Origin of the sequence: Paenibacillus agilis (assembly GCF_007786455.1) — a bacterium.
Classification (GTDB): Bacteria; Bacillota; Bacilli; order Paenibacillales; family Paenibacillaceae; genus Paenibacillus_B; species Paenibacillus_B agilis.
This window is the reverse complement of sequence record NZ_VNJK01000001.1, coordinates 3,454,610-3,480,530: the sequence shown is the minus strand read 5'-3', so window position 1 is coordinate 3,480,530 and position 25,921 is coordinate 3,454,610. Positions and strand designations below refer to the sequence as shown.

Annotated in this window: 18 protein-coding genes; 17 read left to right on the top strand and 1 reads right to left on the bottom strand. The window is 46.7% G+C overall.

The genetic code is table 11. From position 1 onward, the window contains the following. The first annotated feature begins 2 nt into the window (after positions 1–2). From mtaB to deoC, 3 genes are all read left to right on the top strand, one after another. A complete protein-coding gene (gene mtaB, locus FPZ44_RS15395; protein ID WP_144991419.1) occupies positions 3–1,352 on the top strand; it encodes a tRNA (N(6)-L-threonylcarbamoyladenosine(37)-C(2))-methylthiotransferase MtaB in 1,350 nt (449 codons plus the stop codon). A gap of 126 nt (positions 1,353–1,478) precedes the next feature. Beyond that, positions 1,479–1,910, top strand: a complete 432-nt coding sequence (locus FPZ44_RS15390) for an NUDIX hydrolase (RefSeq protein WP_144991418.1) — start codon at positions 1,479–1,481, stop codon at positions 1,908–1,910. 5 nt (positions 1,911–1,915) lie between these two features. After that, the gene (deoC, locus tag FPZ44_RS15385; protein WP_144991417.1) at positions 1,916–2,626 is read left to right on the top strand and encodes a deoxyribose-phosphate aldolase; all 711 of its coding nucleotides are present in this window, start codon (positions 1,916–1,918) and stop codon (positions 2,624–2,626) included. Here deoC and FPZ44_RS15380 read toward each other — a convergent pair. Beyond that, positions 2,559–3,524 (bottom strand): Na/Pi cotransporter family protein, encoded by a 966-nt coding sequence (locus tag FPZ44_RS15380; RefSeq protein WP_144991416.1) that lies wholly within the window; start codon positions 3,522–3,524, stop codon positions 2,559–2,561. The two genes, deoC and FPZ44_RS15380, sit on opposite strands and share 68 nt — an antisense overlap. Positions 3,525–3,838: 314 nt before the next feature. On the opposite strand from FPZ44_RS15380, the gene FPZ44_RS15375 reads away from it, so the two are divergent. The 14 genes from FPZ44_RS15375 (at position 3,839) to yqfD (ending at position 25,902) form a co-directional block, all read left to right on the top strand. Further along, a complete protein-coding gene (locus tag FPZ44_RS15375) occupies positions 3,839–5,224 on the top strand; it encodes a class I SAM-dependent rRNA methyltransferase (RefSeq protein ID WP_144991415.1) in 1,386 nt (461 codons plus the stop codon). 377 nt (positions 5,225–5,601) lie between these two features. After that, entirely contained in the window at positions 5,602–9,132 is a 3,531-nt protein-coding gene (addB, locus tag FPZ44_RS15370) for a helicase-exonuclease AddAB subunit AddB (RefSeq protein ID WP_144991414.1), read from the top strand. Beyond that, on the top strand, positions 9,116–13,537 hold the full coding sequence (addA, locus tag FPZ44_RS15365) for a helicase-exonuclease AddAB subunit AddA (protein WP_261378339.1): 4,422 nt from the start codon (positions 9,116–9,118) through the stop codon (positions 13,535–13,537). Before addB ends, addA begins: the two co-directional genes overlap by 17 nt. Positions 13,538–13,641: 104 nt before the next feature. Then, entirely contained in the window at positions 13,642–14,847 is a 1,206-nt protein-coding gene (locus tag FPZ44_RS15360; protein ID WP_144991413.1) for an exonuclease SbcCD subunit D, read from the top strand. Further along, positions 14,844–18,365, top strand: a complete 3,522-nt coding sequence (locus FPZ44_RS15355) for an SbcC/MukB-like Walker B domain-containing protein (protein ID WP_144991412.1) — start codon at positions 14,844–14,846, stop codon at positions 18,363–18,365. The genes FPZ44_RS15360 and FPZ44_RS15355 overlap by 4 nt, the downstream gene beginning before the upstream one ends. A 396-nt stretch (positions 18,366–18,761) precedes the next feature. Further along, positions 18,762–19,634, top strand: coding sequence for a hypothetical protein (locus FPZ44_RS15350; RefSeq protein WP_144991411.1), 873 nt, complete (start codon positions 18,762–18,764; stop codon positions 19,632–19,634). A gap of 297 nt (positions 19,635–19,931) precedes the next feature. Then, positions 19,932–20,279, top strand: coding sequence for a histidine triad nucleotide-binding protein (locus FPZ44_RS15345; RefSeq protein WP_144991410.1), 348 nt, complete (start codon positions 19,932–19,934; stop codon positions 20,277–20,279). A 125-nt stretch (positions 20,280–20,404) separates the two neighbouring features. Continuing rightward, positions 20,405–20,578: a 30S ribosomal protein S21 gene (gene rpsU, locus FPZ44_RS15340; protein WP_005547957.1), complete on the top strand. Its 174-nt coding sequence runs from the start codon at positions 20,405–20,407 to the stop codon at positions 20,576–20,578. Positions 20,579–20,593: 15 nt separating this feature from the next. Next, entirely contained in the window at positions 20,594–21,037 is a 444-nt protein-coding gene (locus tag FPZ44_RS15335; protein WP_144991409.1) for a GatB/YqeY domain-containing protein, read from the top strand. Positions 21,038–21,308: 271 nt separating this feature from the next. Continuing rightward, entirely contained in the window at positions 21,309–22,700 is a 1,392-nt protein-coding gene (locus FPZ44_RS15330) for an NfeD family protein (RefSeq protein ID WP_261378337.1), read from the top strand. 59 nt (positions 22,701–22,759) lie between these two features. Beyond that, positions 22,760–23,755 (top strand): flotillin-like protein FloA, encoded by a 996-nt coding sequence (gene floA, locus FPZ44_RS15325; protein WP_144991408.1) that lies wholly within the window; start codon positions 22,760–22,762, stop codon positions 23,753–23,755. 10 nt (positions 23,756–23,765) lie between these two features. Beyond that, positions 23,766–24,287: a hypothetical protein gene (locus FPZ44_RS15320; protein WP_144991407.1), complete on the top strand. Its 522-nt coding sequence runs from the start codon at positions 23,766–23,768 to the stop codon at positions 24,285–24,287. Between the two features lie 134 nt (positions 24,288–24,421). Then, on the top strand, positions 24,422–24,718 hold the full coding sequence (yqfC, locus tag FPZ44_RS15315) for a sporulation protein YqfC (protein ID WP_144991406.1): 297 nt from the start codon (positions 24,422–24,424) through the stop codon (positions 24,716–24,718). After that, positions 24,715–25,902, top strand: a complete 1,188-nt coding sequence (yqfD, locus tag FPZ44_RS15310; protein WP_261378336.1) for a sporulation protein YqfD — start codon at positions 24,715–24,717, stop codon at positions 25,900–25,902. Before yqfC ends, yqfD begins: the two co-directional genes overlap by 4 nt. Positions 25,903–25,921: the final 19 nt, after the last annotated feature.

Below are 25,921 nucleotides of genomic sequence, written 5' to 3'. Positions count from 1 at the left end.
CAATGCCATCGGTAGCTTTTTACACCTTGGGCTGTAAAGTTAACTTTTACGATACCGAAGCCATTTGGCAGCTGTTCAAACAGGAAGGTTACGACCAAGTCGAATTCGAGGAAACAGCAGACGTCTACCTAATTAATACATGTACGGTGACTAATACGGGAGATAAAAAGAGCCGTCAAATTATTCGCCGTGCCGTGCGCCGCAATCCAGACGCAATTATTGCAGTAACGGGTTGCTACGCACAAACATCGCCAGCAGAAATTATGGATATTCCAGGCGTGGACTTGGTTATTGGTACACAAGACCGCGAGAAACTCATGGATTTTGTTGGTCAAATTCATGCGGAACGCAAGCCTATCAATGCGGTTCGCAACATTATGAAGACAAGAGCGTTTGAAGAATTGGACGTTCCTGACTTTGCAGAGCGCACACGTGCGTTCCTCAAAATCCAAGAAGGCTGCAACAACTTCTGCACATTCTGTATTATTCCATGGTCCCGCGGTTTGTCCCGCAGCCGTGAATCCGAGAGTGTACTAAACCAAGCGCGTCAGCTTGTTGCTGCGGGCTACAAGGAAATAGTCCTGACAGGTATCCATACTGGGGGGTATGGAGATGATCTGGAAAATTACGATTTGACAGATTTACTGTGGGATTTGGACAAAGTTGACGGTTTAGAACGCATTCGCATCAGTTCTATCGAGGCGAGCCAGATTGACGATCGGATGATTGAGGTGTTGAAGCACTCGAAGAAAATGTGCCGTCACCTTCATATTCCGCTGCAAGCTGGTAACACAGATGTATTGAAGCGCATGCGTCGTAAATATACGACAGAAGAATTCGGTACGAAGATTGCTCGCATTCGTGAAGCGATGCCAGATGTAGCGATTACGACGGACGTTATCGTTGGTTTCCCTGGTGAAACGGATGAGCAGTTCCGTGAAGGCTATGAGTTCATGAAGCAGGTTGGCTTCTCTGAGATGCACGTATTCCCTTACTCGAAGCGTACGGGAACACCTGCTGCTCGTATGGAAGACCAAGTGGATGAAGAGGTTAAAAATGACCGCGTTCATCAGCTGATTGACTTGTCTGAGCAAATGCAGCTGCAATATGCAGAGCAGTTCGTTGGAGAAGTATTGGATATCATTCCAGAACGCGACTATAAGGGAGCGCCTGGAACAGGTCACGTCATGGGTTACTCCGATAACTATTTGCAAGTTATTTTCGAAGGCGATGAATCTTTGATTGGACAATTGTGCCGTGTTAAAGTGACTGAAGCTGGCGTGAATGAGTGCAAAGGTGTGCTTGTGCGTGTACTTGATGAGAAGGTACTAAATCAAGCAGCGAACATGTAATAATTGTTCGTTATAGAAGTTCAACTCACAGTTATAGATGGGAGGATTTTGCTTGCTGCCACGGCAGAGGTGAAATCCTCCCTCTTTTGGGATAGGATATAGATAAACATAGAAGGAGGAGCGGGGATGAAGGAAATATCTGCAGGCGGGGTCGTATTCCGCAAACGTGAAGGAGAATTGGAAATTCAGCTTATTCAAGACCGTTATGGCAAAGTTTCGTTGGCGAAAGGAAAAATGGAGCCGGGCGAAACGATCGAAGAAACGGCATTGCGTGAGGTCGTGGAGGAGACGGGCATTCATGGCCGTATCATTGAGCCGATTGATATGATTAAGTATCAGTACAACCATCCTGAACATGGTCTAGTGGATAAAGAAGTCCATTATTACTTGATCGAGGAAGAGAGCGGAAGCTTGCAGGCGCAAGTCGAAGAGATTCGCGGTGTGAGCTGGTTCTCGCCTGAGGCTGCGTGGCAGCAGCAGAAGCAATCTGGGTATGATAACAATGACATCATTGTAAGTAAGGCATTTCAAAAACTTGGTCTACGCATAGGAGGATAATCGTCATGACAACTGTGAATCTTGCTTCATATATCGATCACACGTTTCTTAAGGCGGATACCAATTCGAAACAAATCGAGCAATTATGCAAAGAAGCGCTTGAGCATCAGTTCTATAGTGTTTGCGTAAATGGAGTATGGGTTCCTGCTTGTCGTGAATTACTGTCAGGTTCCTCTGTGAATATAGCGGCTGTAGTGGGGTTTCCATTAGGTGCTAGCGCGCCATCTGCAAAGGCGTTTGAAGCTGCTCGTGCTGTCGAAGATGGCGCGAAAGAAATTGATATGGTGCTGCAAATTGGCCAATTGATCGAAGGCAATCATCGTGCGGTGGAGGCCGATATTGCTGCTGTTGTGCGCATGGTTGAAGGTAAGGCGATCGTCAAAGTTATTTTTGAGACTGGGTTGTTGAACGACGAACAGAAAATAACGGCATGCAAATTGTCCGAGCAGGCAGGAGCGCATTTCGTCAAAACATCAACAGGCTTTGGTGTTGGTGGTGCGAAAGTGGAAGATATTCGCTTGATGCGCGCTAATGTGTCTCCTGCTATTGGCGTCAAAGCATCAGGTGCCGTTCGTGATCGTGCGACTGCGCTCGCAATGATTGAAGCGGGAGCGAATCGAATTGGTACGAGTTCAGGTATCGCAATCGTTAGCGGAGGCGATTCCACAGCGGCAAATAGCACAGCGGGAGCGCCAGAAGCGAACTCGCAATATTAAATATCGTTTGGGCGTGAGCAATTTGAGCAGATTCGGTGCCTGAAATCATCGCGGAGATATCATGCAGCAGGTGTATGAGCGGATAAAATAGCAGTGCTCCACCTACGTTTAAAGCAACATGGCTCCAAGCGACGAATTGTCCGCTGCGGCTGCCGCCAAGTGAAGCGATTAAGGCTGTAAAGCAGGTCCCTACATTGGAGCCGATGACAATTGCGATGCCGACTTCAACGGGCAGTGCTCCAGTTGCAGACAAGCCCATTGCCATGGCGATAATTGCTGCGCTGCTGTGTACGAGCGCTGTGATGATCATGCCGGCTAGCAGTGCCCATAGAAGACTATCTTGGGAACGTTCAAGGAACCACGTAAACAAGCCGCGCTGCTGCAAGGGCTCACTAATAGCCTTCATCCATTCGATACCGAATAGAATGAACGAAAAACCAGCCGTTGCAATGGCAGCATATTGCAGCGGCTTCCACCATGAATGCAGGCGTGGCAGCATATCCGGGAGTATATCGTTGGCAATCACACCCCAGATCCATGCGGTTACGGCAATTAGCAATAGGGGCAATGCGTAATGATTAATATTTAGACCTATTAACTCTGTCGTCAATGTCGTTCCTATATTTGTGCCTAAAATGATGCCGAGAGATCGTTGAAAGGTCATCAGACCGGCGTTGACTAAGCCGATAGAAATAACGGTAATCGCGGTACTGCTTTGCATAATTGCTGTCATAACCGAACTAAGCAGCATGCCGTGGATCGGTGTGCTTGTTGAACGGTGCAGCAGTCGTTTTAAGTGAGGGCCGGCCCATAAGTGGAGAGCAAACTCCATCGTTTTCATGCCGAACATAAATAGTGCGAATCCCCCAATGAGCGGAAAAATAATCGATTGCATCATAGGTCGGCTCCTTTTCGAACCTTTATAAATAAAGGTGCTCATAAGTCTGTCTGCTTGTACTACCATTAGGACATATGTATGCATGAAAAGGGACAACCATGACTATGATGGATAGGCGAAATCTGTTCAGGGATCGGTGTAAAGACAAGCGCAAAATGCTGCATTATAGCCTTCGTATTAGGGTTTTATAGCATCTATTTTGTAGATACGGTATAACGCATTTTTCATATATTACATTCAATGAAAATCTCTAGCATGTATTTGGACATGAACTTGAGAAGATAAGCTATCAGTAGAGGAGAATTATAATTAACATGCAGCAACAGCGTCCATATGTTCAATTAAAGCGTGCACGAAAGAAGCGTATCGAACGTTCGCATCCTTGGGTATTCCAATCCGAGGTCGAACTTGTATCAGGGGATCCTAAGCCGGGATCATTAGTCGATGTATGGAATGAAAAGGGGAAATACATCGCGACGGGCTATTACAATCCAGAGTCACAAATTATCGTTCGTATAGTGAGCTATGAACCGATTGACGTGATGGACACGGCTTTCTTCGTTGCTAGATTCGAAGCTTGCTTGGAGCATCGAGATCGCTTCCTACAAGGGGGGACGGCTTATCGTCTTGTATACGGTGAAGCAGATTTTCTACCTGGTCTAGTTGTGGACCGTTTTGACGATGTGCTCGTTATTCAAATCGTAACATTGGGTATGGATGTGTGTCGCGATGCTATTATCGAAGCTTTGGTTCAAGTCATGAAGCCGCAAGGCATCTATGAGCGCAGTGATGTGCCGATCCGTGAAAAAGAAGGCTTGGAACAGCGCACTGGCTTGTTGTACGGAGAATGCCCGCGCCACGTACAAGTAAAGGAAAACGACCTCATCATCGAAGTAGACATCGTAGAAGGTCAAAAAACAGGATATTTCTTCGATCAACGTGAAAACCGCGCTTCTATCGCACCATTGATGAAAGGCTGGGGCAAGCGCAGTGGAATCGCTTTGCAAACGGTTGAAACAGAAGAGGGAACTCAGAAGCTTCCAGTCAATGCGAATGGAAACGTAGTTAGTTTCCCTTGGTGGGATGGCGCAACAGTACTAGAGTGCTTCGCTCATACGGGCAGCTTTACGCTGCACGCTTGTAAGTATGGCGCAAAAAAGGTGACTTGCCTCGATATCTCCGATCACGCCATTCAGAGCGCGAAGCGCAATGTGGAACTAAATGATTTCACAGATCGTGTGGAATTTGTGGTTGCCGATGCATTCGATTATTTGCGTGATCAAGTTCGCGGTCGCGATGAGCGCAGCGAGCGTAATGAAGCGGGCAGCACTGCTAAAAAGGTAGATACATCGAAGAAGATGACTGCTGGCGGCGGGCGTACATGGGATGTTGTTATTCTTGATCCGCCTGCATTTGCAAAAACACGCCATGCGGTTGAAGGCGCATATCGCGGCTATAAGGATATCAATTTGCAAGGCATGAAGCTGGTGAACGAAGGCGGATACCTCGTAACGGCGAGCTGTTCCTTCCATATGAGACCAGACCAGTTTATGCAATCGATTCTTGATGCGGCGCAGGATGCTGGTAAAGTGCTTCGCCTTATTGAATGGCGTGCTGCTGGCAAAGATCATCCGCAAATCGCAGGTGTCGATGAAGGACATTATTTGAAATTCGCGATCTTTGAAGTGCGCTCCAAATAAAGCTATTTCATACGGTTTCATCAGATAACAAAGTCGGAAACTCTTTTTTAATAAGAGATGTCCGGCTTTTTGTCATTTGACGGAAATGACAGGGTGGTTATAGGTTCAGCACCATAATATACAAACGAGTGTTCTAGAAATAGACATGTTATAATCATAATCAAAGCTTGTTAAGAAGAAGGGCATCAAATTGTTCGAATAGTAAGTAATGAAGAAATACGAGATACCAGACATTCAATAGATGAGGTTTCCAACGTGGCAAAGAGCTATTTATAGAGCTGCACAAAAGGAGCCTTGAAATATAGATGAGTTAGCAATGAGTCATCACATGATCGGAATTTTCATGACATCACAAGACATAAGGATGGTGAGAAAAAGTGGCTTTGACATTTATAATAGGTCGTTCGGGAAGCGGGAAGACGACTCATATATTGGATCAAATTCGGGAACAGGTCATTCAGCAACCAGAAGGACCTCCTATTATATTGCTTGTGCCGGAACAAGGGACGTTCCAATTGGAGCATGAGCTGGTTAAGACGGAAGGGCTTCACGGTTTGCTGCGTGCGCAAGTATTAAGCTTCCGTCGTTTGGCATATCGGGTTATGCAGGAGACTGGCGGTACAGCATTGACTCCTATTAATGAAGAAGGGAAGAAGATGCTGCTGTATCGCATTATGCAGCAAAAGAAGAGCAATCTTTCTCTTTTCTCTGGCACAGCAGAGCAATTCGGTTTTATTGAGAAATTGAATTCCTTGTTCGATGAGATGAAACGTTACCGGATTCAGTCCTCTGACGTTGAGGAGCAGCTTAGCTGGCTGACGGGAGGGTCAGGGCATCCGCTTCTGGCTGCAAAGCTGCGCGATATTACAGAAGTCATGCGGGAATTCGAAATCGAATTGTCCCAGCATTATTTAGATGGCGAAGATGTGTTGATGCGTTTGGCGGAAAGCGTACCGCAATCTTCCTATGTGCGTGATGCTCAAATATGGATCGACGGCTTCCATGGCTTTACGCCACAAGAACTATCCGTATTAGCTGCACTAATGCTGCAATCGAAAGATGTGCGAATTGCGCTTACCTTGGATCGACCATATGAGCAAGGTCAAACGCCGCATGAGCTGAACCTATTTCATCCTACTGCAACTACGTATATTCAGCTGAGAGAAATTGCTGACACGCTGCAAGTGCCAATTGGAGACTTGGTTCAATTGGATGGGCGAGCAATAGGCAGCTTGCTTCGGTTTAAGGAGTCACCTTTGCTGTCCCACCTTGAGAAGCATTATGAGCGGCGTACAGCTTGGCAGGATTCGACGGTTACACAGAAAGAGCAGCAAGCCGTTACTGTGCACGCAGCTGTCAATCGTCGAGTAGAGGTTGAGGCGGCCGTAAGAGATATGCTGTCTCGTGTGCGCAATGGTGAGGCACGTTGGCGTGACATGGCAGTCGTAGTCCGCAATATTGGAGATTACAGCGCCCTTATTGATACGGTGTTTACAGATTTCGATATTCCTTATTTTAAAGATCAGAAGTCAGGTGTGCTTCATCATCCGTTTGTCGAGATGACAAGAGCAGCGCTTGATATTTGGATTGGATTCTGGAAGCCGGATGCAGTGTTTCGCTTTATTAAAACAGACTTCGTACTGCCGGAAGATGGATCGATTACACGATTGGATATGGACAGGTTTGAGAATTATGTATTGGCGGCTGGAATTGAGGGCAGGCGTTGGGTGAGCAAACGCCCTTGGCCGAAAGTTCCTTCCTTGTCACTTGACGCAGACAATTCCTCAGAAGAAGAAACAGGGGCTCCAGCCTTAATCGAGCAGTGTCGACAGCTCATTGCTGTACCGCTTATGGCGTTGGAGCGAGGATTGTCTCGTGCAAGCGATGTTCGCGATATGTGCGAAGCGTTGTATCGCTTCTGGATGGATTTGGGCGTACCGCATCGTTTAGAGCGCATGAGCGCTGAGGCGATGCTGAATGGCGATGTACAGCGTTCGCGTGAGCATCGTCAAATATGGGATGCGGTGCTGAGTATCCTCGATCAGCTAGTTGAGATGGCTGGAAATGAGACGATTACGCTGGAATTATTCGCAGGTATGCTGGAGACAGGCTTTGAGAGCGTCAAGCTGGCGCTAGTTCCTCCTGCGCTTGATCAAGTGCTAATCGCATCGATGGATCGGACGAGAACGGGTCAGATTAAACATGCCTATTTGCTAGGTGCGAACGATGGCATTATTCCGGCTCGACCTATCGAGGATGGTGTACTCACGGAGAACGAGCGTGACGTCTTGCTCGACACAGGTATGCAATTGGCGCCTGGTGTTCGTCGTCAGCTATTGGATGAGCGCTTTCTCATTTACAATGCATTGACGGCAGCTAGTCATACACTATGGGTGAGTTATGCGCTTGCTGATGAGGAAGGAAAGTCTTTGCTTCCTTCCGAAGTCATTCGTCAAATCCGCCAGCTCTTCCCGCATGTAGAAGAGCAATTGGAGTTAGCTGAGCCAAATGAATTCATGGATGATCTAGAGCAGCTGCGTTATGTGGCACATCCAGAAATGGCTTTGCGTCATCTTATTTCGCAGCTGCGAGAGTGGCGCCGTGGAGTGGCGATCTCGCCTGTATGGTGGGATGTGTATCATTGGCTGCGCGCTCAGCCAAGCTGGCAGCACCGACTACGTACCTTAACAGGCTCGCTGTTGTATCGCAACCAAGTGCAGCCTTTAGATAAAAATACGAGCCGCAAGCTTTATGGCAGCAAGCTTCGAACGAGTGTATCGCGTATGGAGCGATTTGTCGCTTGTCCGTTTTCTCATTTTGCTTCACACGGGCTTAAACTAAGACAGCGTCAATTGTATCGCTTAGAAGCGCCAGACATAGGTCAGCTATTCCATGCGGCTTTAAGTCAATTCGCGAATGATTTAAAGTCTAATCAACGTTCTTGGGCAGCATTGACAGCTGATGAAAGCCGGGCAGAAGCAGATCGCATCGTTGATTTGCTGTCGCCTCGGCTACAAGGCGAAATACTGATGAGTACTAATCGTTATAAGCATATCTCACGCAAGTTGAAGCAGATTGTAGCAAAGGCTGCGGACATCATCGGTCAACATGCGAAGCGGGGAGAATTTGAACCGCTGGCGCTTGAAATCGATTTTGGACCGGACAAGCCGCTGCCGCCGCTTCAATTTACATTGGACAACGGCTGCACGATGGAGATTATCGGTAGGATTGATCGGGTTGATTGCGCAGATAGTGAGCAAGGTATTTTGCTGCGAGTCATTGATTATAAGTCTAGCTCTACGGATTTAAAGCTTCATGAAGTTTATTACGGCTTATCTCTGCAAATGCTGACGTATTTAGATGTGCTGCTGACTCATGCGGAAGAATGGATCGGACAAACCGCATTGCCAGCAGGGGCGCTTTATTTCCATGTGCATAATCCATTGCTTGCTGCTACGAACGGAATGGCGCCAGATTTGGCAAATGAACAGCTAATGAAGAAGTTTAAAATGAAGGGTCTTGTATTGGCGGATCGCGAAGTAGTGGCCAAGATGGATGCACCATTGGAGAAAGGCTACTCAGACATATTGCCTGTAGCGGTGAAGCAAGATGGATCGTTCTACAGCAATGCGAGTGTGGCTACAACTGAACAGTGGGATGTTTTACGTGATAATGTGCGAAATGTTATTCAACGTATAGGCACGCACATTACAGATGGTGAAGTTCAAATTGAGCCTTATCGAATGGGACCTAGCAAAGCTTGTGACTATTGTGACTACAAGCCTGTATGTCAATTCGATGAGCTGTTGGAAGGCAATCAATATCGAATGCTGCCTCGGATGAGTAAAGACGACGTATGGATGCAACTGCAGGGAGGAGGCGAGTCATCTCATGGATCAAACAAATAAGCGAACGAAAGTCAAAGCCGAGCAACCATTGCAGCAAGAAGTAGAACAGATAGCTATCGATCTTTTTGACATGCTGGAGATCTCAGATAAAGAAGAGCTTTTGTTTTCAGAAGAGGGGGCATCGGATCTCTCGGATTTATCTGTACCTGTGCCGACTACATCATCACTTCCACCCAAGCCACAAGATGCTACTTGGACGGACGAGCAGTGGCAAGCGATTGTTGATGGTGGACGCAATATCCTTGTAGCGGCTGCAGCGGGATCAGGCAAGACGGCGGTACTTGTTGAGCGGATTATCCGCAAGGTGATAGATGAGCACCAGCCCGTTCATGTCGATGAGCTGTTGGTTGCAACGTTTACGAAGGCAGCGGCAGCAGAAATGCGCGAACGTATTCGTCTTGCTCTTGAGGCGAAGCTCGCTGAGTCTCCTGATTCGGAGCATATTCATCGTCAGTTGGCCTTGTTGAATCGTGCTTCGATAACTACTTTGCACTCCTTCTGTCTAGAGGTCATTCAACGCTACTTCCAAATGATCGGATTGGATCCTTCTTTCCGAATTGCGAATGAAACAGAGACGCAAGTGATGCGTCAGGATGTGCTGGAAGAGTTGTTTGAAGAGCACTATGAGCAAGAGGATGAGGGGTTCCGACGCTTTGTTGACTGGTTCAGTGGAGAGAGAAATGATGAAGCTGCGTTCCGGCTTGTACAGCGTTTATATGATTTCTCACGCAGTCATCCGTGGCCGGATGCATGGCTTCAGCAAATGGCAGCATCTTTCGGAGCTGGCTCTGTAGAGGAGCTTTCTGCTTCGCCTTGGGCGACAAGTATTATGGCGGATACCCGATTGACGCTAAATGCAATTGTAGAGCTATTGCGGCAAGCAACCCAGTTGAGTGGAGCACCTGGAGGTCCTGAGCCTTATCAGATTGTATTAACTGAGGAATGGCAGATGGCCGCTCAATTGTACAGCAGAGCACTGCAGCATTCCTGGCATGAAATGGGCGCATTTATGGAGCAGCTTGAATTTGGCAGGTTACCTGCATGCCGTGGCGATCGTTACGAGAAGTCATTGCAAGAGCAAGTAAAGAGGCTGAGAGATCAAGCAAAGGCTCGCTTCACGCAGCTGCGTGAAGAGTTGTATAGACGTGCACCAGAACAATTTTTAATCGAAATGAACAATATGGCGCCGCTTATGAATACGCTCGTCCATGTTATTCAGCAGTTCGGTGAACGTTATGAGCATGCCAAGCGAGGAAAAGGTTGGCTGGATTTTTCGGACTTGGAGCATTATTGCCTTCGTATTTTGCGTGCACCTAATAGCACACCAGAACGTACGGAGCCTTCGGATGCAGCGCAGCAATACCGAGCGCAATTCGCTGAAATTTTGCTGGATGAATATCAGGATACAAACATGGTGCAAGAGGCAATCGTGAACTTAATTTCACGTCAAGATAAAGGCAATCGCTTTATGGTCGGTGATGTAAAGCAGAGCATTTATCGATTCCGCTTGGCAGATCCAACGTTGTTTATGAATAAATACGATCATTATGTACGTTATGATCACAGTGATGATGAGTTGGATATGCATAGTGATCGAGAAGGAATGCAAGATGAAGCTGTGTTAGAAAATACCGAGTCGAATGATTTCGGGGGCCATGATGAGCGTGCACCAAAGGGTGCTCGCATTGATCTGGCACGCAATTTCCGAAGTCGGATCGAGGTTGTTGATGCAGTTAATATGCTTTTCCGTCAGCTTATGAATCGGCAAGTGGCCGAGCTTAGCTATGATCGTGATGCGGAGCTTGTATGCGGTGCGATGTATTACCCAGAATTGGATGCTCAAGGGGATACAGCATCTGGCGACTACGACTATCATGTTCGACCAGAGTTTGTCCTAATTGAAAAAGGTGGAGCAGCGGAGTCTCAAGCTGGGGATGAAGAAGATGTCCTTGAGGCTGAACAGCCGCCGACACAGGAAGTCGATCCATCGGAGCTGGAGACCGCAAGAATTGAAGCAAGAGCCATCGCTTCTCGAATACGAATGATGATGGGTGATGGGCGTAAGCAACCTGCTCAGGTGTACGACAAACAATTAAAACGAATGCGGGCAATCAGCTACCGAGATATCGTCATTTTGCTGCGTGCGACGCAATCATGGGCCCCATTAATGGTTGAGGAGCTTCGATTGGAAGGTATCCCGGCCTATGCGGAGTTTAATACGGGATATTTTCAGGCGACGGAAGTGGAAATTATCGTGTCGCTGCTGCGCGTCATAGACAACCCTTATCAGGACATTCCACTCGCGGGTGTGCTTCGCTCTCCTATTGTAGGGCTTTCCGCAGAATCATTGGCACAAATTCGCTTGTATGCGAAAAATAAGCCGTATTTTGATGCATTAACACTAGCAGCCGAAACCGGAACAGCTAGTGCGGTGCAAATGGAGTTTGATGGTGAAGCGCTGCTTAGTCAGGAAGATGTACATCGCGTCCAGCATTTCATGTCCTTATGGGAGCGTTGGCGTGAGGAAGCGCGTCAAGGCAGCTTATCCGAGCTTATTTGGCGCATCTATCGTGAGACGGGTTACTACGAATGGGTTGGAGGATTAGCAGGCGGTACACAGCGTCAGGCTAACTTGCGGGCCTTGTACGATCGTGCTCGTCAATACGAGGGTTCTTCTGTTCGAGGGCTATACGCGTTCCTCCGTTTCATTGATAGGATGAAAGAAACGGGCGGCGATTTGGGAACAGCTCGAGCATTGGGAGAGCAGGAAGATGTCGTGCGTCTGATGACGATTCATAAAAGTAAAGGGCTTGAGTTCCCTGTTGTGTTTATTGCAGGTATGGGGAAAATGTTCAATCAGCAAGATTTGAATGCCGCCTTCCTCGTGCACAAGCAAATGGGCTTCGGACCGAAGTATGTAGATGAATCAACACGTGTTACTTATCCAACGTTGGCCAATTTGGCCATTCGTCGCCAGATGAAGCTGGAGCTATTGGCGGAGGAGCTGCGTGTGTTGTATGTTGCCTTGACCCGTCCAAAAGAAAAGATGATCCTTATCGGTACGGTAAACGATGCAGCTAAAGTGATTTCACAGTGGGGAGAAGCTCTTGATGTAGAATCATTACTGCTGCCTGATTACTTGATTGCTCGTGCGCGCAGTTATATCGATTGGATCGGCCCAGCGTTAATTCGCCATCAAGCCGCGTCTGAGTGGCGTACGTTGGCAGGTTTGCCGAATCGCAATGGCAGCTGCATGATCAACGAGCCATCGGACTGGAAGCTAACGCTTATTCCTGTCTCGATGCTTGCGCTGACTTCCAGCTTAGAGACGGATGATTCCTCTATAAGTGATAAGCTCGCATTGTTGGAGCGAATTGCTGCATTGGATGAGCATGTCGAGGCAGAACGCTCAGAACATGAGCAGACGATAGCGGAACGCCTCAGTTGGAGGGATCCTTATCGACTCGCAGAAATGCTCCCGGCGAAGACATCGGTTACAGAGATGAAGCGTCTGTTTGCACAGGATGATTTGCCTTCCTCTACTTGGGTTCATAGCAGTGAAGTCGAAGAGGATATGAATGCTTCGGATGGAGATAGCTTGCCTGTTGAGAAAAAGCTATTTGAGAACAAGGTTGAACATGAGAAGCTGCAATTGGAGCAGCAGGTTCTATCTGTACCAGTATCATCCGCGATAGAAGAGAAAGGAAATGAGAAGCAGCCTAGCTCAGTATCAGGATTGGAAGATGGATCTGACTTTACGTACACGCTGCATTTGCGTCGTCCTCGCTTTATGGAGCAGAAACGGCTGACTCCAGCAGAACGGGGAACTGCGTATCATTTGCTAATGCAGCATTTGCCGCTTAATGGAAGCATGAGTACGGATATTATTACACAAACGCTAATCGGCATGCAGGAGCGTCAGATTATGACAGCTGCACAAGCAGAGGCGATTGAGGTTGATAGTGTATATGCCTTCTTTGATAGTGACATTGGCCAGCGCTTACTACATGCAGATTGGGTGCAGCGGGAGCTTCCGTTCTCTTATGGGCTTACGGCCGCAGAAGCTTATGCGATAGAACTTTCTACATCTGGAGACAATGGCGAAAGACTTCGCTATGTAGCGACTTCCACATTCGCAGCGAAGGATAATTCGGATCTATTGGATGGGGAAACGGTGCTTGTTCAAGGTGTTATTGATTGTATTTTTCAATCTAATGATGAGTTGATATTGCTTGATTACAAGACAGACCGGGTGAGAAGTCAACACGGTGGTGTAGAGGGTCTTGCAGAGCATTATCGCTTCCAGCTTGATCTATATGCACGTGCAATTGAGCAAATATGGAAACGTCCTGTTCATAAGCAAGCCTTGTATTTCTTCGAAGCTAAAGAAGTGAGATTACTATAGCCTACAGTAAAGCAATCCTGAGTACTGACGATATGATTAGATGATGTTTAGCTGAAATAATCACTATAGCTAAGCAAGTAACATGTGAAGAGAGGAGGATGTACATGCGGGTGTTGCATACGGCGGACTGGCATTTTGGCCGGACCCTTGAGGGACGCAGTCGGATGGAGGAGCAAGAAGCTTTCGTAGATGAGCTCGTACAGATCGTCAACGAAGAAGCGATCGACGTTATTTTATTGGCTGGGGATGTATATGATACCGTCAATCCTCCAGCGGCAGCGGAGCAATTGTTCTATGAAGCAATGGAACGTTTGTCGGATCAAGGCCGACGCTCCATTGTTATTATATCGGGTAACCATGATCATCCTGATCGATTGGCTGCGGCTTCTTCACTGCTGCGACGTCAAGGGATTACGCTGATTGGCCAGCCCTCTGAGGAAGCGGTGCGTATTCAGCTTGCACGTACGAACGAAGAAGCAATTATCGCAGCGCTTCCTTATCCATCGGAAGCGAGATTGAAGCAATTGCTTACACAAAATAATGAGGAAGAGGCTATTCGCTCTGCTTATAGCGATAAGGTAGCCCAATTGTTTGCAAAGCAGACAGCAGCTTTTCGTGCTGATACGGTTAATTTGATGATGAGTCATCTGTATGTGCTTGGAGGCAAAGAAACGGAGTCGGAACGTCCTATTCAAGTTGGAGGAGCTTATACGGTACATCCAGATGCCTTTTACCCAGTGCTTGGGCAACAATTGCTGCATGCTCAATATGTTGCATTAGGGCATCTTCATCGACCACAGATGGTTAAAGGAAAAGGAGTTATCCGCTACAGCGGGTCTCCCATTGCCTATAGCTTCTCAGAAGCAGGACAAACGAAGTCTGTCACGGTATTCGATGCTGCTCCAGGTTCACTAATTGCACCTGAAGAGAAGTATTTAACTTCGGGTAAAGTGTTGTCTACTTGGCAGGCCAAAGGTGGCTATGCAGAGCTGTGCAACTGGCTTGACGAAGGGCGTGATGCTGCAGCGTGGCTGGATGTTAGCGTCCATTTAACTGAGGCTTTAACGATGGAACAAATTCAACATATTCGTCGTGCTCATGCTGGCATCGTGCATATTCGTCCTATTTATCCGGAAATGGAAGCAATCGCTGAAGAGGAAGGTCAGCGTGCGGCTATGCCTGTTCATGAATTGTTCCGCAGATTCTATGAGCGACAGACAGGAGGGGCATCTCCTGATGATGCTCTCGTCGATCTGTTCCTTGAATTGATCGGTGAAGAAGAACCTGTAGAGGAGGAGGCTGCTGGATGAAGCCATTAACTTTGAAATTAAGTGGTCTCCAGAGCTATCGGGAGGAGCAGGTTATCGACTTTGAAACACTGTGCGAAAGTGGCTTGTTCGGTATTTTCGGTCCAACAGGCAGTGGTAAATCGACGATTTTAGATGCGATAACACTTGCATTGTATGGCAAAGTAGAACGTGCGACGAACGGAACTCAAGGCATTATGAACCAAGCTGAGAATCAATTGATGGTTTCTTTTGCTTTCCAATTAAGCAGTGCGGAAGAGACAAAGACTTTTCGAGTAGAGCGAAGATTTAAGCGTTCCAATGAGATTAGTATAAGCAATTCCGTTAGCCGATTTGTTGAAGTTACAGCCGAAGGTGATGTTGTGTTAGCAGACAAGCTTGCTGATGTTACCCGACTCGTTGAAGAACATATCGGATTGAAGATGGATGACTTTACGCGTGCAGTTGTACTGCCGCAGGGCAAGTTTGCTGAATTCCTCTCCCTTAAGGGCAGTGAGCGTCGTCAAATGCTTCAACGTTTGTTTTCTTTGGAACGTTATGGCGATGTGTTGGCAGGCAAGCTGTCACGTTCACTGAAGGATACGGAAAGTGAAATACGTACCAGTTTGGCGGAGCAGCAAGGGCTGGGAGATGCGTCTGCTGCAGCTTTGGAGACGGCAGAAGCAGTAATGAAGGAGACGGCACAGGCAGCTGAGGCAGCTAAGGCTGAACGACAGCAGACAGAGGAACGCTACCAAGCTTGGAATGAGCTTCGCAAATTGCAAGCTGAGCGTGATCAGCTAGAAGAACGTCGTAAGCTTGGGGAGCAGCAATCCGAGCGGATGCAGCATCAACAGCAGCGTTTGCAGCGTGCGCTGGAGGCAGAGCAAGTGATGCCTTCTATTGATGAAACGGCGCGAGCGCAATCAGAGCGTGATCGTAGTATACAGGTGCTCAGCAATGCTGAATTGCAAGCTAAGACAGATCAAGCTGCACTACAGTTAGCAGAGCAAGCATGGAACGAAGCGAAGTTCCAACGTGAGCAGCAGGAGCCTGAGCTTCATCAACGGATTGATCAATTGAAACAGGCTGCGCAGGTCAATCATGAATTGGAGCAATTGACGGTCGAGTTGGCAGAACATGAGACAAAGGGCCTCGCTTCTACTGATAAGGCTGTCCACGCTCAAACAGAAATAACTCGTATCAGCCAGCTGCTGCAGCGAGCAGCTGTGCGGCAGGGTGAGTTAAAACAACGGATGCGTGAGCTGGATTGTCCAGCTGCACTTAGAGAGCGTATGCAAGAGGCACGTCTTGCGAAGACGACGTTAACAGAAGCAGAACGTCGTGTGGCTGAGTTGGATAACCAATTGGAACAGACGAAGCAGCAGCTTGAACGTTCGAATGCAGCGATGCGTGAGCAAATGGAGCATACTGTTGCATGGAGCGAGCAAATGCCAGCTTGGCTGACTTCTGTGGGTGAAGTGCAGCGTGAGTTGATGACAGCAAAGCAGCGGGCTGAACAGTGTGCAGCACAGGTTCGCATCGAGCTGGAACAGGCACGAATCGAAGCGCGGGATGCTTCAAAGGCTGTGTTGGCCGCTGAGTTGGCCGAAACACTGAAAGCTGGTGAATCTTGTCCAGTTTGTGGATCGAAGGAACATGAGTTGTTGACTCATAACTATTCAGAGCAGCAGGAGATATATCTCAGGGCGGAAAAGCAAGTTGAGGACTATGACCAATGGCTTGAGGAACTGCGGACAACAGTCGTTTCGGTGGAAAATGCGCTCGAACGTTGTTATTCATTGCGAACAGAGCTGCGCGATCGTTTAGCAGATGCAAATAAGCGTGCTGCATCTTGGTTGCCGCATTCAGGTGCAGAGGAAGAGGGAGCAGCTGCTGTACAGGCGAAGCTAATGTTTGAGGAAATGGCAGTGAACGATGAGTCGAATTCTCTTGTAGCTCTTGCAGCGTCACAGGCCGAAAATATCCAGACACAGCAAACAAACAGCACTAGTTTAGATGAAATATTTGAAATGAAGCAGCGTGCCGTTCAGGCAGTTTCACGGGTTGATCATCTAGTACAAGAAAAAGAAAGCCTACTTCGTTCCATTGATGAGCAGCTATGGAGTTTGCAGCAGGCGGTTTCAAGTTTGAATATTTCACAGCAAGCGTATCATGAAGCAGCTGCACAAAACGCTGCGGTCAACCAGGTATTAAAGGACAAGTGCCAGTCTTGGCAGGAGTTGTATCCTGAATGGGAGCCCCAAACACTAGATGCGCATTGGCAGGCACGTCAAGAAGCGGATCGTGAGCTTGAAGATAGTCGTCAGCGCTATGAGAAAAGCGTAGCGTACATCGAGGAAATGGAAGGCCAACTTAAGCAGCAGCAGCAATTGCATCGTGAGGCAGAGCTTGTAGTCGTACAAAGTGAAACAGCCAAACAAGGCTTATTGCGAATAAAGGCAGAGTACGATGCGAGACTTGCTCCTTGGCTGGAGTTTGGACCAATACCGACGCAACTTCATTCCAATGAGCAGCAGTTGCTTGCCATTCGTCAACGTGAAGAACACACGCAGCAGCATGCTGAATTAGCAAGACGTCGTGAGGCAGAAGCAGCGCAGCAGCTTGCCTTAGCACAGCAATCTACGAACAGTGCAGAGGTTCGACTCCGTGATGCCCAACAGCAGCTTCATCAAAAGCTAGAGCAAGCCAGATTTACGAATCCAGATGAGGTTGTTGTTTGTCGTTTAGCAGAGACGGAACGTCAGCAGATAGCCGAGGAGTATGCGGCTTATGAAGAAGAGCAGCGTACCATTCAAATTCGTATGAATCGAATCGTGGAGCAGCTTCAAAGTCGAGAGATAGGTGATGAAGATTGGTCCGCATGTGTTCAGCAGTGGCAGTCGGCGGCAGAACGTGACGAAGCAGCTTTTGCATTGCGTGTGAAGGCGGAGCGCGATGTGGAACAACTGCGTGTGAAGCATGCACGTTGGATGGAATTAGAGGAGCAAATGAGCGGCGGTCGTGAACGCCATAGCCGCTTGCAACAGCTTCAAACGGTATTCCGTGGTAATGCATTCGTTGAGTTTGTCGCTGAGGAGCAGCTTATGCAAGTTAGCCGTGCTGCATCTGAACGTTTAAAGCTGCTAACGAAGCAGCGATACGCGTTGGAAGTTGACTCAGGCGGAGGATTTGTTATCCGGGATGATGTAAATGGGGGAATTCGAAGACCTGTATCTACCTTGTCTGGTGGAGAAACATTCCTGACTTCTCTTGCCTTAGCGCTGGCTCTATCTGCACAAATTCAGCTTAGAGGCATGTATCCTTTGCAATTCTTTTTCCTTGATGAAGGCTTCGGTACGCTGGATCCAGAACTGCTGGACACGGTTATTACTGCACTTGAGAAATTGCATCATGATAAGCTTTCTGTAGGGGTCATTAGCCACGTGCCTGAACTTCGTGCTCGTTTGCCGCGAAAGATTGTAGTGATACCAGCTGAACAGGCGGGCAGAGGCTCACGGATTGGGGTAGAGACGTTGTAAGGATTAAGATGATAGCGGGATAGCTCTTTTCTTATTTTGGAACTAAAACTTTCGGATTAGACACATTGTGAAGCAAATCACAGTAACAGATTTTAACGACTGTTATAATACAGTTACCGACATTTTTACTTTGGATGACACCTCGGTAAACCTGTTGTTTCTACATTACACATGTACGTATAAGACAGACACCATTTGTAGAAACAACATGTTTACAGCGTTTATGCGCAGCCTGCAATTGCAGGATGAGGTGTCTTTTTGTTGTTCAATTATTGCAAGTGTACGTGATTTATATATAAATATTTGCTTGTTGTTTTGGTAATTTGCTCACCTCCTTGGGCGTAGGCGAATATCATGGAGCATTACATGATTGTGCTAGTCAATAAGGAGGTTACTATGGATAATCACAAGCAAGGTAGCCAGGTTGAACCACAAGTTAAACAAGGTGCTCAAGCGGAAAAGAGATTTGACGGAAACAATGCTCCTAACTTTGGCGCATCGTTTGTACCACAAAATATGCAGCCTAATATCGTTCCTATGCAGACCATGCCAAATATGCAATCAGTACCGAATATGCAATCGATGATGCAAGCCATGTCCAATATGCCGCCGATGCCAATGCCGAATATGCAGGCCACGATGCAGTCAATTCCTAACATACAGCCAATGCCCAATATGCAGGCAGTTACGCAGCAGGCTGTGCCTAATCAACAACCATATCCCGTAGCGCCGCAAGGAACTGTTGTACAACAAGCAGCGGGAGGAAACGCGTGGAAGCCAAATGACGAATACGGCGGATTGGCTGTCAATGGTGAGTTGAAGGATATGTGTAAGAAATATATGCACCACCATGTCCAACTAAAAACAAACGAGAATCAAATTTATCAAGGTGTGATTACTCACGTCGATGATACGCATGTGCATTTGTCCCCAACGTCTTCAGGCGGAGAAAATAGTCAGTATGGTGAACAAATGACATCATATCCATATGCCATGTCACAGGACTATTCGGCTTATTCTACACCTTATTATTGTGAGTCATGTTACCGTGGGATGGCTGCTCATCATGGGTTTGGAGGTGGAGGTCCTGGGTACCATGGTGGAGGCCACGGATATCACGGCGGACATGGCGGATATTATCCCAGGCCACGGCCGCCCTTTTATCCCTACTATGGTGGCTACTACCCCTACTATCCCTATAACTATGGATATGGCTACAATCCGATCATTTTGCCTCTTGCAACGCTAGCTGCTCTATCTCTTCTCTAGTGTGATGTGCGATCTAAGCACCTCTATGCTGCGGCTGTGGGGTGCTTTCATTTCTCTCTTAAAGACATTTGTCAGCCCTAAAGATAGTGCAATGTGCTAGCATCATCGATTTTTAATAGATTAATAGCAGGAAATAGGGATACATATTGTAACAAAGAGGATGGACTGAACATTGGACGTGGGCTTCATTTTTAGATATGATATTCGTATAGACTAGGTTGATCATTATTACCGAAGATGATGCTGAAGCAACATGGGCTGTATATGTGAATACACATTTCTAGGAGGAAGATTAGGATGGATTGCATTTTTTGCAAAATAATCGAAGGTACGCTGCCTTCTAAAAAAGTATACGAAACGGAACAAGTGGTTGCTTTTCATGACATCCAGCCTAAAGCACCTGTACATATCGTAATTATCCCCAAAAAACACATTCCGACTATGAATGATCTGCAAAAAGAAGATTATGCGCTGTTAGGAGATATCCATGAGGCGGCACAACACATCGCGAAAGATTTAGGTGTAGAGCAGTCTGGCTACCGCTTAGTTAACAATTGCAACAAAGACAGCGGCCAGATTGTGTTCCATATTCACTACCATCTATTAGGTGGCGAACCGTTAGGAGATATTGTTGGTTCTAGGTAATGATTTCAGTAATTATTTACAGTTCGCAAGTGCGAGGTTGACACTGTATTTCACCATCACATATAATGTAATTTGATGAACCGTGATTTGTTCTTGGACGGTCTGGTCGGAGGGAGGGATAACTGGTGTCTGAAACGAAAGTTCGCAAAAACGAGACGATCGATGCTGCACTTCGACGCTTTAAGCGCTCCATCGCAAAAGATGGCGTATTGGCTGAAGTTAAAAAGCGTAAGCACTATGAGAAGCCAAGCGTCAAGCGTAAGAAGAAGTCCGAGGCTGCTCGCAAGAGAAAGTTTTAGGAGGATATAGCACCAATGGATCTAAGCCTACGATTGAGCGAAGATATGAAGCAAGCGATGAAGAGTAAAGACAAGTTCAAACTCTCCACCATCCGCATGGTTCGTTCGGCAATCCAGAATGTTGAGATAAATTCGAAACGAACTTTGAATGACGATGAAGTGCTTGAAATTCTAGGTCGTGAAATCAAACAGCGGAAAGATGCCCTCCATGAGTTCGAGAAAGCTAGCCGATTCGACCTTGTAGATAACTTGAAACTAGAGCTTGACATTTTGTTGGAATACCTTCCAGCACAGCTTTCTGAAGAAGAAATTAAAGCCATTGTACGAGAGACCATCCAAGAGACCGGTGCTACTTCGAAAGCAGACATGGGTAAGCTTATGGCTGCCCTAATGCCAAAGGTCAAAGGACGTTCCGACGGTAAACTTGTCAATGTAATTGTTCAACAGCATCTGCAATAAGCGAATCTTTATAACTGATCGAATACAAAAACACTCCTTGTTTCAAGGAGTGTTTTTTATTATGTCTTCTTTTTGCAAATGAGCATGTGGAGTGATTGTGTTGATGGTTATAAATGGATTATTTTTGTGTGTTGCTTGCAGTTATACGTTGTTGACTTTGACGATTTTGTTAGATTATTGAAACGTAATTGATGAAATTACGTATTACCGCATATATGGAATCAAGAAAGTAAGAACAGTTGACATACTAAACAGAGAAGGGGGTAGTGGATTGAATTCACGTTCTGTAACGTTAAAGAGATGGCTCATTTTAACGACGCTTACTGTTTTTGCTCTGACAGGCTTGTTAGGTGTAATCAGCAGTGTTGGTGTAAAGCCAGCATATGCCGAGCCCGTTCCAGGGACTGTGAATGATGGCGTAGTTGCCGTCATAAAGCTAGAAGGTGCTGTAGATCCAGTTATGGAGTCATATGTTCGTCGGGCGATTGAAGAAGCGAAGCAATCAAAGGCGGAGCTTATCGTGTTTGAAATGAACACACCTGGTGGAAGGTTAGACAGTGCTGAAGCATTAGGACTCCTCATATCGGAGAGCCCTATTCCAACCGTTGTTTATGTAAATGGTAAAGCAGCTTCTGCTGGTAGTTATATAGCACTCAGCGCGGATAAGATCGCGATGACACCTACGAGCATGATCGGCTCAGCCGCGATCGTGGATGTGAATGCCGAACTGGTTGACAATCCAAAAGTCGTTGCTGCATGGTCGAGCATGATGAAGGGTGCTGCTGAGGCCAATGGCCGTGATGGCACTTATGCAGTCGCTATGGTTGATGTGAAGAATGAAATAAAACTTCCTAAACTCGACCGTACCAAGAAGACGGGAGAAGTGCTTGCCTTGGATACAAAGGAAGCGGTCAAAGTTGGTTATGCGGATTTCGAAGCAGCTTCCCTTCAAGAATTGCTTACTCAAATGAAGCGCAGCAATCCGCTTGTACTAACGATCGAGGTCGCTGCATCGGAACGAATAGCTTCGTTCCTTATGAATCCAATTGTCGCTACTATGCTGTTGTTCATCGGTATTGCAGGTATTGCTATTGAACTAATTGTACCAGGGTTCGGTGTGCCAGGTATTTTGGGTGTTCTTAGTTTCGGTCTATACTTCTTCGGCGCTTATGTCGCTGGATTAGCAGGGATGGAGGCATTTGTCCTCTTTGTTCTAGGTCTTGTACTGCTCGTGTTGGAACTGTTTGTACCGAGCTTTGGCATATTGGGAATACTAGGTTCTGCCAGTCTTATTACAAGTGTCGTGAGAGCTGCATATGACACATCTGATGCGCTGTTGTCTTTGGGGATTGCATTCATCGCCGCTACCATAGTCGTTGTCATCATTGCACGCATATTTAAGCATCGCGGAGTATGGAATCGATTCATTCTGCGAGAGCAATTGACAACGGAAGATGGTTTCGTGTCCGTGCGAAATGCATCCGAGCTCATCGGAGAAGTTGGTATTGCATTAACTACGCTTCGACCATCCGGTACCGCATCGTTCAACGAACGAAAAGTTGATGTTGTTACCGATGGAGGATTTATTAGCGCTGGTAAGCGTGTAAAGGTAATTCATGTAGAAGGAGTTCGTGTCGTTGTGCGCGAACACGCAGAAGACTAGGGGTCGCGGTTTCATGTAAACCTGCCTATATAGAAAAATGAATCGGAGGTTGTGCTTTTATGGAATTGAATATTAGCTTATTGCTGACGGTCGCGGTTATTATTATCGCCGTGAGTGTATTCCTCAGCTTCTTCCCGGTAATGCTCTGGATTTCTGCTATTGCATCCGGTGTGAAAATTAGTATTATTACGTTGGTAGCAATGCGTCTACGTCGTGTTACCCCGAGCCGTATCGTTAATCCGATGATCAAGGCGACTAAAGCTGGATTAGGGCTATCCATTAATCAATTGGAAAGTCACTATTTGGCGGGCGGTAATGTAGATAGAGTTGTAAATGCACTAATTGCTGCACAGCGCGCAAATATTAGCTTGGAATTTGAGCGTGCAGCTGCTATTGATCTTGCAGGACGTGATGTATTGCAAGCTGTACAAATGAGCGTTAATCCTCGTGTTATTGAAACACCAATCGTTGCCGCTATGGCGAAAGACGGAATTGAAGTAAAAGTTCGTGCTCGTGTAACGGTCCGTGCGAACATTGAACGTCTCGTTGGTGGTGCGGGTGAAGAAACAATCATTGCCCGTGTTGGTGAAGGTATTGTTACTACGGTAGGTTCTAGTGCTACTCATAAAGATGTATTGGAAAATCCAGATTTGATTTCTCGTACAGTACTTGGCAAAGGTTTGGATGCGGGTACAGCGTTCGAAATCTTGTCCATTGATGTGGCTGACGTGGATGTAGGTAAAAATATCGGTGCGCATCTTCAGACGGAGCAAGCTGAAGCTGATAAGCGTATCGCTCAAGCAAAGGCAGAAGAGCGTCGTGCAATGGCCGTTGCACAAGAGCAAGAGATGAAGGCTCGCGTCGTAGAGATGCGCGCGCGTGTAGTTGAGTCTGAGTCTCAAGTTCCGTTGGCAATGGCTGAAGCGCTCAAGAGCGGTAAGTTAGGTGTTATGGATTACATGAACCTCCAAAATATTGAGGCGGATACGCAAATGCGCGGCTCGATTGGCAAGAATACAGACGCAGGACGTTCTGACCACAATTCGGAAAGCTAGGCGATAAGCCATGGAAAAACTATTTGATTTCATTTTTTCGAATATTTTTGTAGTCGTTGCTGTTGTGGGCTTCTTAATTTCGCTAATGGGCAATAAAAAGAAGTCAGTCAGTCAAATGCCAAGCTTTGGTGGTGATACGCAAAGTACGGCTAGCCAGAGTCAATCTAATCACGATCAAGATAAGGGCGACTATGATGATTATGAAGACGATGAGGAAGAGTATGAGCATCAGCAGCCTCTATTAGAGGATGTGCGAACGACTCCTGTGTTCTCGAATGCTTATAACCATGATCGAGAAGAGAATGCAGTTGGTTATACTTCATCAAGACTATCCGATACAACTTATCGTGCTCAAACTGCGGCAGCTGGAGAGGGTTTCTCGTCTAGATATTCGCGAAACGGTCATGGAGGGCAGCATCAGCGTGACAAGGCCGATTCCAATCAAACCTTAGCTGAGCAGGCGCGTCAAGGTGTGATATGGGCCGAAATACTAGGTCCGCCTCGCGCAAAGCGTCCGTTCCGCAATCGATAATGTAAAAAGTCCTAGCCTTTGTTCCTTCTAAGGAACGGGTTAGGACTTTTTTGTCTTTTCATCCTATTGCTATTTCTCATATTCATTGCTGATGGAGCATAAGTTGTAAAGTACAGGAAGGGGGCCTCACACGTATGAGCCGTATCATGCGCAAGTTGAATCAGTGGACGGCGCATTTGTTTGATTTGCCGCAGGATATCGTATCTGATGTGCCCCGAGTATCCTTAATAGGCAATCGCAAGCTGTTCGTAGAGAATCATCGTGGAATTGTTCATTTTTCCAATGAAAATATGAGATTATCGCTGGCAAAAGGGGAACTGGAAGTAACGGGAACTGAACTTGTCATTCGCGGGATTTGGACAGAGGAAATATGTATCGAAGGCTACATAGCTGAAGTAAAGGTTCACGGAATGGAGGATGCAAAGCCATGAAACCACCGTTAATGGGCAAAATACGTGGATATGTCAAAGTTCAAATTCGAGGACAGCATTCCGAACAGCTGCTTAATCTCCTTTTAGCAAAACGGATAACGATATGGGATGTGAGGCGCACAGAGGATCATCAGGTGAGCCTCTTTATTATAGTACCTGACTTTTTTCGTTTACGTCCGTATTTAAAAAAGACAGGCTGCCGTGTTCATGTAATGGAGCGTCATGGACTTCCTTTTTCGGTTGGACAAGTGCGCCGACGTTCTTTTTTTGTAACAGGTGCATTTTTATTTTTGCTCGGATTGTACATGCTGTCATCCCTAGTGTGGACGATAGAAGTGAAGGGGAATGAGTCGATCTCAACCGAGCAAGTGCTGGCGGCTGCGCATCAGGAGGGTATATATCCATTTCAGTGGACATTCAGGCTTAAAGATACAGAAGATCTGTCAAAAGCGCTGCACGCGAAGCTGTCTTCTTCATCCTGGGTCGGCGTGACAAGGCAAGGTACTAAAATTGTCATTCATATTGTGGAATCCACTGTGCCCAAAGCGAGAAAGCTTAATAATCCACGTAACATAGTAGCAAGGACAGATGCTATCATTACAAGTATTATTGCCGAGGAAGGCAAAGCAGTCGTGAAACCGAATGATCGAGTGAGAAAGGGACAGCTCCTTATTAGTGGCGGTCTAGGTTCTCCTGAGTCTCCTTTGACTGTTGTGGCTAAAGGTAGCATACGAGGTCTTGTTTGGTATGAATATTCGATACAATCACCTCTTATAAGCAAGCAAAAAGTCATGACTGGCCAAAGCGTAGAGAAATCTTATGTACAGCTGGGTCAACGACGTCTGCAGGTAAGTGGTTATGGAGAAATTCCTTATTACCATTATGAAGTGAAGACCGAATTCAGTGATGTAAATGTAGGAATGTTAACTTTGCCGCTAAAATGGGTAAAAGAAAAGATAATGGAAGTACAGATTGTTGAAGAGGCTCAAGAACAGCAAGAGGCTGTTCAAATTGGATTGCAGCATGCAAGATCGGATATTATGGCGAAATATGGACCGAATGCTCGTGTCGTGACGGAAAAGATTTTGCATCAGAAGACGGAGAATGGTAAAGTGAAACTTAAGGTTATGTTTGAAGTAGAGCAATCGATTGCAGAAGAGCAGCCTATAATCGGCACTTCATAAAGACTAAATCATATGACTA